This window comes from Sandaracinobacteroides sp. (genome assembly GCF_057137845.1).
This window is the reverse complement of record NZ_DBNHFX010000225.1, coordinates 1-7,006: the sequence shown is the minus strand read 5'-3', so window position 1 is coordinate 7,006 and position 7,006 is coordinate 1. Positions and strand designations below refer to the sequence as shown.

General features: G+C 66.9%; 12 protein-coding genes. All 12 read right to left on the bottom strand.

Features of this window, described 5'->3' with window-relative positions; translation table 11 throughout:
* On the bottom strand, positions 1 to 477 hold a 477-nt coding region (locus AC16JP_RS11855; RefSeq protein ID WP_484340823.1), incomplete at its 3' end, for a phage protein Gp27 family protein.
* 4 nt (positions 478 to 481) lie between these two features.
* The gene (locus AC16JP_RS11850) at positions 482 to 784 is read right to left on the bottom strand and encodes a VpaChn25_0724 family phage protein (protein ID WP_484340822.1); all 303 of its coding nucleotides are present in this window, start codon (positions 782 to 784) and stop codon (positions 482 to 484) included.
* On the bottom strand, positions 781 to 1,095 hold the full coding sequence (locus AC16JP_RS11845) for a DUF2730 family protein (protein ID WP_484340821.1): 315 nt from the start codon (positions 1,093 to 1,095) through the stop codon (positions 781 to 783). Before AC16JP_RS11845 ends, AC16JP_RS11850 begins: the two co-directional genes overlap by 4 nt.
* 4 nt (positions 1,096 to 1,099) lie before the next feature.
* Positions 1,100 to 1,351, bottom strand: a complete 252-nt coding sequence (locus AC16JP_RS11840; RefSeq protein ID WP_484340820.1) for a TraR/DksA C4-type zinc finger protein — start codon at positions 1,349 to 1,351, stop codon at positions 1,100 to 1,102.
* Entirely contained in the window at positions 1,348 to 1,896 is a 549-nt protein-coding gene (locus AC16JP_RS11835) for a glycoside hydrolase family 108 protein (protein WP_484340819.1), read from the bottom strand. Before AC16JP_RS11835 ends, AC16JP_RS11840 begins: the two co-directional genes overlap by 4 nt.
* A complete protein-coding gene (locus AC16JP_RS11830; RefSeq protein ID WP_484340818.1) occupies positions 1,893 to 2,072 on the bottom strand; it encodes a hypothetical protein in 180 nt (59 codons plus the stop codon). Before AC16JP_RS11830 ends, AC16JP_RS11835 begins: the two co-directional genes overlap by 4 nt.
* Before the next feature lie 10 nt (positions 2,073 to 2,082).
* Positions 2,083 to 2,568 (bottom strand): hypothetical protein, encoded by a 486-nt coding sequence (locus AC16JP_RS11825; protein ID WP_484340817.1) that lies wholly within the window; start codon positions 2,566 to 2,568, stop codon positions 2,083 to 2,085.
* A 50-nt stretch (positions 2,569 to 2,618) separates the two neighbouring features.
* Positions 2,619 to 5,042, bottom strand: a complete 2,424-nt coding sequence (locus tag AC16JP_RS11820) for a hypothetical protein (protein WP_484340816.1) — start codon at positions 5,040 to 5,042, stop codon at positions 2,619 to 2,621.
* Positions 5,039 to 6,115 carry a hypothetical protein gene (locus tag AC16JP_RS11815; protein ID WP_484340815.1) on the bottom strand — a complete coding sequence of 359 codons (1,077 nt, stop codon included), beginning with the start codon at positions 6,113 to 6,115 and terminating at the stop codon, positions 5,039 to 5,041. The genes AC16JP_RS11820 and AC16JP_RS11815 overlap by 4 nt, the downstream gene beginning before the upstream one ends.
* Positions 6,112 to 6,435 (bottom strand): hypothetical protein, encoded by a 324-nt coding sequence (locus AC16JP_RS11810; protein ID WP_484340814.1) that lies wholly within the window; start codon positions 6,433 to 6,435, stop codon positions 6,112 to 6,114. The genes AC16JP_RS11815 and AC16JP_RS11810 overlap by 4 nt, the downstream gene beginning before the upstream one ends.
* Positions 6,436 to 6,771, bottom strand: a complete 336-nt coding sequence (locus tag AC16JP_RS11805; protein WP_484340813.1) for a hypothetical protein — start codon at positions 6,769 to 6,771, stop codon at positions 6,436 to 6,438. It lies immediately after the preceding gene.
* A gap of 30 nt (positions 6,772 to 6,801) precedes the next feature.
* On the bottom strand, positions 6,802 to 7,006 hold a 205-nt coding region (locus tag AC16JP_RS11800), incomplete at its 5' end, for a hypothetical protein (RefSeq protein WP_484340812.1).

Here is a 7,006-nt window from a genome sequence, read left to right as displayed (position 1 = left end):
CGAAAGCGGGTCCATCCGGCTGCTCGCCAGATCCGGGTCGTCCGCCAGTTCCTCGGCCGATGCGCCGGCGGCCTTTACCGATTGCAGGCTGAACTGGAACAGCAGCGACATCACCATCTGTTCAAGGCCGCCCAGCATCGCATCCGGCCCGGCGCCGGCAAGGCTTTCCATCACCGCGCCGTTCAGTTGCTTCAGCGTCTGCATCACCGGCGAAATCGCCCGCATCTCGGCGTCGACCTTCTGGTCGATCTCGTGCTGCATCGCCTTCAGGTGCCGGCCCAGCGCCGTGCGCGATGGCGGCGTCGCGCCCATCGCTTTCAGGTGGTCCAGAATTTCGTGCAGGTGCCGCCCTTCCACGAACCGCAGGCGGGTGATCGCATCCCGGATGTCTTTCGGCATCCGGTCGATCGTGCTGGGCCGGTCCACCCGCTGCGGTTTGCGGCGCGGCTTGCCGCCATCGGCGGAATCGGCAGCCACGGCGTCAGGCCTTCGGCGCCGGGCGGCGGACGCCCGGCACGCTGGCAAGCCCGCCGGCGGCATCGATGCCGCGTTCGGTAATGGTTGCCACCGTCAGGCCCGGCGCCGCCTCGGCCAGGGTGACAAGGTCCTGTTCGGCAAGCCAGGCCAGATGCGTGCGCACCTGGTCGCCCGTCACGGCAAGGCCCATCGCGCCCAGCCCGTCGCGCAGCATCGAACTGTTCATCCGCCGGCCCGGCGCCTCGTCCAGCATGCGCAGGATGGCGATCCGCACATGTTCTGCCAGAAACTGGCCATAGCCGGTCATTTCGCCCCCCTCTCGATCAGGAAGATTTCGATGCGGCTGACGCCGTCGTCCACCTTGCCGACTTCGCGCGAAAGCGCGCGCACCTCGGATTTCAGGGCCGCCAGATCCTCGCGCGTGGGCACCGTATCCAGCCTGACGGCGATGTTCGAAAGATCGCGTTCCACTTCTGTCACCCGCCTTTCCAGCGCCTTTGCCTCGTCGCTCTCGCGCCAGTTCGAGGCGCGGCGCGCCACATACACGGCGCAGATCACCGCGATCAGCGCCGATCCGGCCGAAACCACGCGCAACAGGATTTCCAGCACGGCCTCCATCAATTCACCTCTTCATCTCGATGATCCGCCCGGCGTGCGGCCGGCGCACGGCGCGATGGCGGGTTTCCCTTTTCGCCTGGCAGTCGATGCAGCAGGTCGCCGACGGCACGGCGCGGCGGCGCGGCGGCGGGATTTCATCGCCGCAGCCCGCGCACCAGCGTGTACCGGGCCGCCGCAGGCCGTCGCGCAGCGCGCGCACCCCTGCGGCGCGCTCGGCCTCTTCCAGTTTCTGCGCTTCGTCCAGCATGTCGGTCATGCCACCCGCTCGGAAAGCCAGCCGAACAGAAACGCCTCGTTCGCCGGCCGCTGTTCGGCCAGTTCGATGTAGCGCGCGCCCTGCAAACAGTTCATCGCCCGGATCAGCACGGTTGCGCCCGCCGGGCCGCGCCGGCGCAGAAACGCGGCCAGTGCGGCAAGGGTTGCATCGCCCACGGCGCCATCCACCGCCACATCGGGGTATGCCCGCGCCTGGTTATTCAGGCCGTTCAGGCTGCGCTGCAGAAAGATCGCCGCCCAGGCAGGCCCCATGTTCACGCCGGTGTCGATGCATTCCGCCGCCACCCCCGCGTGCAGTTCGGCAATGCGGTCGAATTTCGGCGCCAGCACATAGCGCCGCCAGTAGATATCGAACGCCTTTGTGCGCGGCAGGTCGCGCATCGGGCCGATCCAGCCGTTGGCGCGCGCCACTGCCAGCGTGATGCCGAAACTGGTTTCGCCGCCCCGGTCGCGCGGGTCGTGCACATAGCCGCCTTCGCGCGCGATCACGCCGTCGATGATCGCCTTGATCTTCGGGTCGATCATTGCGGGCACGCCGCCGCCGCGTCGGCCAGACGGGCCGCAAGATCGTCGCCCCAGCCCGCCAGCCCGGCGATAAATGCAAGGCCCGCTTCGTTCCCCTGAATCACGGCGACGGCCGCCGGCTGCGGCTTTGCCGGCAGCGCCAGCTTCAGCTCGATCGGGCAAAGGATGCGGGTCACGGTGCGCTGTTCAACGATCGGCGCGGGCGGAGCCGCCCGCGATGTCGTGCAGGCACCCAGCATCACAGCGAATAACGCCGGCAGCATCAGTTGGCGCGGCGGCAATGGCGGCCTTGGCACGGGCTTTCCTTTCTGTGGTGGATTTCGCGCGCGCTTCCGCGCGGGAAACGGCGGCGATCGTTTGCTGTTCGGCCTGGGCAAGCTGCCGGCGGGCATCCGCCAGATTGGCCTCGGCCACCGCCAGCCGCGCCACACGGTCCTGCACGGCGGGTTTGCAATTCGTGCGAACGCCCAACGGGTCTGGTTTGGCCAGCGCCGCTTCGCAGGCCGCCGCCGCGCGTGCGGCGGCGATCGCAACCGACACCTTGGCCGGGCAGCCATCCAGCGGCTTGCGCCCATCGGCGGCGGCGGCGCAGATCTTCAGATCGGCGCGCGCCCGGCGCGCCGCGCCCCAGTCCCGCACCGCCAGCACCAGCAGCGCCAGCAGCCCGGCCATGGCGGCGGCCTTCCAGATGCGGCCCCCGGCCAACAGGGAAAAACCCCAGATCATCGCACAACCGCCAACGCAAAGACGGTATCCCGTGCCGCGCCGGGAACAGGCGACCACACGCCGCCGGATTTCGCCTGCGGGGTCTCTCTGACGGTGATCGACAAATCACGGCCAGGCGTGGATGCTGTTGCCTTGATCCGCCCCTGATCCAGTTGCACCAGATCATTGTCGCCAACACCCGCCGGAAGCGACAGCGCCGACATGGGCCGCGCCTTCAAAACGTGCGTCAATACAAAGCCCGCCTGTGGCTTGGCGTAATATGTGTAGACCGACAGCAGCAGATCGACCGGGGCACCCGGTGCCGGGGCGCTTTCCGAATAGGCCGGGATGATCCAGTTGTAGCGCTGCGCCCCAAGCGCCGCATCTTCATACCCCGTGCGGTCTGCGTTGACGGTCAACGCCTTCCACTGCGCTTCCGACAGCGCGCCGGTCCACGGCTGATCGTTCGACTGGCTTACGTTGGTGGCAGTGCCGCCCTGCGCCGTCACCAGCGATGCGCCGCCGTTCGCCGCCACCGTGTCGGTGAACGCTGCGGGCTCCGTGGCCGGCGGGTTGCCGGTGGCCGAATTGCTGGCGATCGTCAGCTTGGAAAAATACGACCGGCGGACATTCACATTGCCGTTGTTCGCGCCCGCCCCATAGAACTGGAACCCGTCGCCATCGGCCAGAATGGCCCTGTCGATGGTTGATCCCACAAACCCGCTGTCCGAACGGAACTGGTAAACCCCTGTGCCCTCGTCGCCCGATGGATCATCTTCGGCGATGATGTCCATGTTGGAAAGCACATGCAGCCTTGCGAACAGGTTGTTCCTGTTGGTTGGCGTCGGCGCGTTGGAAATCTGCGTGGTGACGGATCGCGTGCAGTCGAAGGCGGAATAGCCCGTCAACTGCATGTTGGTTCCGGCCTGATAGATGGTGTAGCCGTTCCCGTGCACCGACTTTGAAAACAGGCCCACCATGTCGGTGATGGTGGTGGTGCCTGCTGCGCGGGTCTGGAAATAAACCGCCGTCCGGCCCAGTTCGGCAAAGGTAATGCCATCGATGGTGCCGCGCTCGAACGGCCCCCGAAACCCTCCGCCCGACCATGCGCGGGAAACCGACAGCCCCACCGCGTCAACGGTGCCAACCGGCGTCGAACCAAGATAGAACATCGCCGCGCCGGATGCGGCGGGCAGAAATTCCGTGCCCGCGATGGTGCGTAGCCGTGCGCTCGATCCGGTGAACGTCACGCAGTGGCAGGAAAACTCAGCCACCGGCGGGTCCGCCGTCAACGAAATCGACGGCCTTTCCGATCCGGCCGTCCGCCCGAAAGTCAGGTTTTCCAGATTGTAGTGCGTGCCGGAAAACTGCGCGACGGTGGTGTGGCGGCCCATGGTGGAATCGCCCCGCATCCAGTCGCCAACCACCCGCCACGCAGTCGGGGGCGTGGCCCCGCCGGAATTGATGCGCACCGCATATTGCCCCGGCTGCCGCACATCGAACGCCGCCCCCATGATCCGCCACTGCGAACCGGTCGCCGCCAGGCGAATCCGCTTGCCGGAACCGATGGTGATCTTCTCGCAGACGGCAGTGATTTCGGATGCAGCCTCATCATAGGCAGTGATGATCGCCCGATAGGACAAGTTCGCCGGGTGCCCCCGGAACAGCAGCGTGGCCCCAAGCGGGCCGATGCCGGAACCATAGTGGGCGGCAAGCGCCGGATGGCGAACGTAAATGGTGGTCTGCGAAATCTGCCCGGTGGTCCCCGCCGGAACCGCCATGGTGATGCTGTTCGCCAGCGCCGCCTTCACCGGATCGCGGGTGATTTCCGCCCCGCCGCCATCAGCCGATGCACTGAACCCCTGTGTGTTCGCCGCAGTCGGGTCGAACCACGCATAGGAATTTACCGAAGTGTCGAAGAAGGCCCAGCGCGAAACGGTGGACAGATCGGCCGGGCAGTTCGGCGTCCAGTAAGATGGCGTCAGCATGTCCCTGCCGACGAAGTGCCCATGCCAGAGCGACCCATCCACCGGCAGAGTGCACTGCTGGCCGTTGGCCGCAAGATAGCTGTTGCCTTCGGATTCGGATACCGCGCCCCAGCCGGTGAACAGCATGTCCCCGCCGATGAACGCAGGGGCGCCCGCGCCCCAGCCGATAACCGATCCGGGTGTTGCCTGCGCCGTGGCCGAGGATGCCAGGCTGAACACGTTCTGCCCATATCGCGCAGTCTTGCGGCGGCGGTAATGCAGCCCGTTCCGAACATACACCTTCTGATCGTCGGAAAGCGCCGCGGGCAGAACACTCAGGCTGCGCTTCGGCTGCGCTGCCGTTGTGCCGGGGTTCGAATCCAGCCCGATCGCCGCGTCGATATACAAAAGGCCGCCGGCAGGCGCCGCCGACACGTCGCGATCAGCCGGGGTGACGAAATGGAACCTGGTCACGGCGTCGGGTCCTCCGCTGTGCGGATTTCAAGAAAGTGCAGATAGGCAGCGCCGCCGCCTTCCCCGGCCCTCCGGCAGAAGGTCAGGCGGCCGTTGGTGATTTCGAACGTCGCAGACCAGATGCCTTCATCGATTTCAGCGCCCGCCCAGTCGTTCACCGCAGCATAGGTGGAAAGCTGCAACTGCATGTTGCCCGCGCCGTCGTTCCCCAGCACCGAAACCTCGGAACTGCTGGCGTGCCCCCAGCCAACCGGGCTGGCGTAGATCAGGTTGCCGGTGTTGTAGGCGCCATCGCGCAACTGGAATTTCAGGTCGGAAATGGACGTGCGCGCGCCGACCCCCATGCGAACCTGGTAAAATCCGTTGGACAGCCCGACGGAAAAATGCGCAGCCGCAGTTGTGCAGTTTAGCCGCCCGGCCATCATCACCTCGGCCCCGGCAGTGTTGAACGACCCTGATCCCCCACAGTTCGGATGATCCGTGCCGTCCCCGGAGACTGCCTCCATCAGGGCATAGGCCTGCAACGCACTGGATGAACCGGACGGGGCCACGCTGCCTTCGCCCGCAGCCGCCACCACGAACACCTCTGCCGGGGATGTAACGGCAGCAAGGCTGCCCCGGAAGGTGTAGCGCCCGTTGAACGCCGGTTCGAAGCCCGCAACGAACGGCCCGAACGCAGCACTATCCGCGTAGGCATCCGCGCCAAGGCTGTCGGTGCACCACACCCGCCCGATCACGGATTCCCCCGCCAGCAGGCCGGCGTCGAACTCGGTTGTCGTGCCACGGGGAACGATCACCGTATTGGACGGCGTTTTCCGGATTTCCCAATCGAAGGAATAGGGCGGGGTGCCGCCTGTCCACGACCCTGCGTCAAGGAAAATGGCCGGGTTGGTCGTGATGGCGTCCGCCGGTTCCCAGCCGCCGGAACCATCGGGCTGAAGGAAAGCAGGAGGCGTGCTGTTGGCCACTGCCCCCGGTTCCGGATCGGGATCGGGATCTGGCGCGGGCGCGGGGCGGCGGCCGGCGTGCGCGCCGATGAACAGGTTCGCAAAGGGGCCGCCGAACACGGTCATTGGCTAAGCCGCACCATGGCGGCGCCCGCCGTCAGCGTGGCGGCGCGTACCCGGCACAGCACGTCGGCTTCCGGCAGCAGCAGCACTTCCGATGCCGGGCCGGTGAATGCAACCGCCGTTCCAAGGCTGGTGCAGGGCGCCCAGCTCGTGCCGCCATCCATCGACCGTTCCAGCACCAGGCTGCCGGTGAAGACGCCGGTGATGTGCAGGTTGGTGCGGCCGGCAAAGGCGGTGGCGGGTGTGGCATCATTGGCGGCCGCCAGCGCGGCCGTTGCGATCCGCAGCACATTGTCCTGCGATGTCGGGGTAAGTTTGGCCATTCAGCCCTCCTGATCCTGCTCTTGTGTTGCGGCTTCCAGATGCCGGTATCGGGCCAGCCCCAGCGCCCCCAGCAGCGCCGCCACCGAAACCCAGTCGAACGGGCTTACGGGGCCGCCGCCCGCCAGTTCCACGAACGGCACCACCGCGCCGCGCACCAGCACCGTCAGCGTGCAGGCCCAGCCGGCCGCCGATCGCCAGCCGCGCGCCATGCGCGTGGCCGCACACAGGATCGCCGGGCGAACGCCGGTCGGTTCAGGGTTGCCGGCCGGTGCAGGGTTGGACTGGGTCGCCATGTCCGCACGATAGGGCGGGAACCCGGCGGTTTTCCCCGGCATCGCTTCCGGGGAAGGCCGGTGCCGGCGGTGTCAGGCTGATTTCGGGAACAGCGGCAATTGCCGGTCGTCTGGCCGGTTTGCCATCACGTCGCGCACATGCCGTTCGGATACCAGCAGCATCGTCGCGATTTCGCCATTTGAACGCCCTTGCCGCTTCAGGTCAAGAATGCGCTGCCGGCGCGCCGTCGATACCGGCAGGTCGATCTCGGTGCCGTGGAAATATTCGCACAGGATT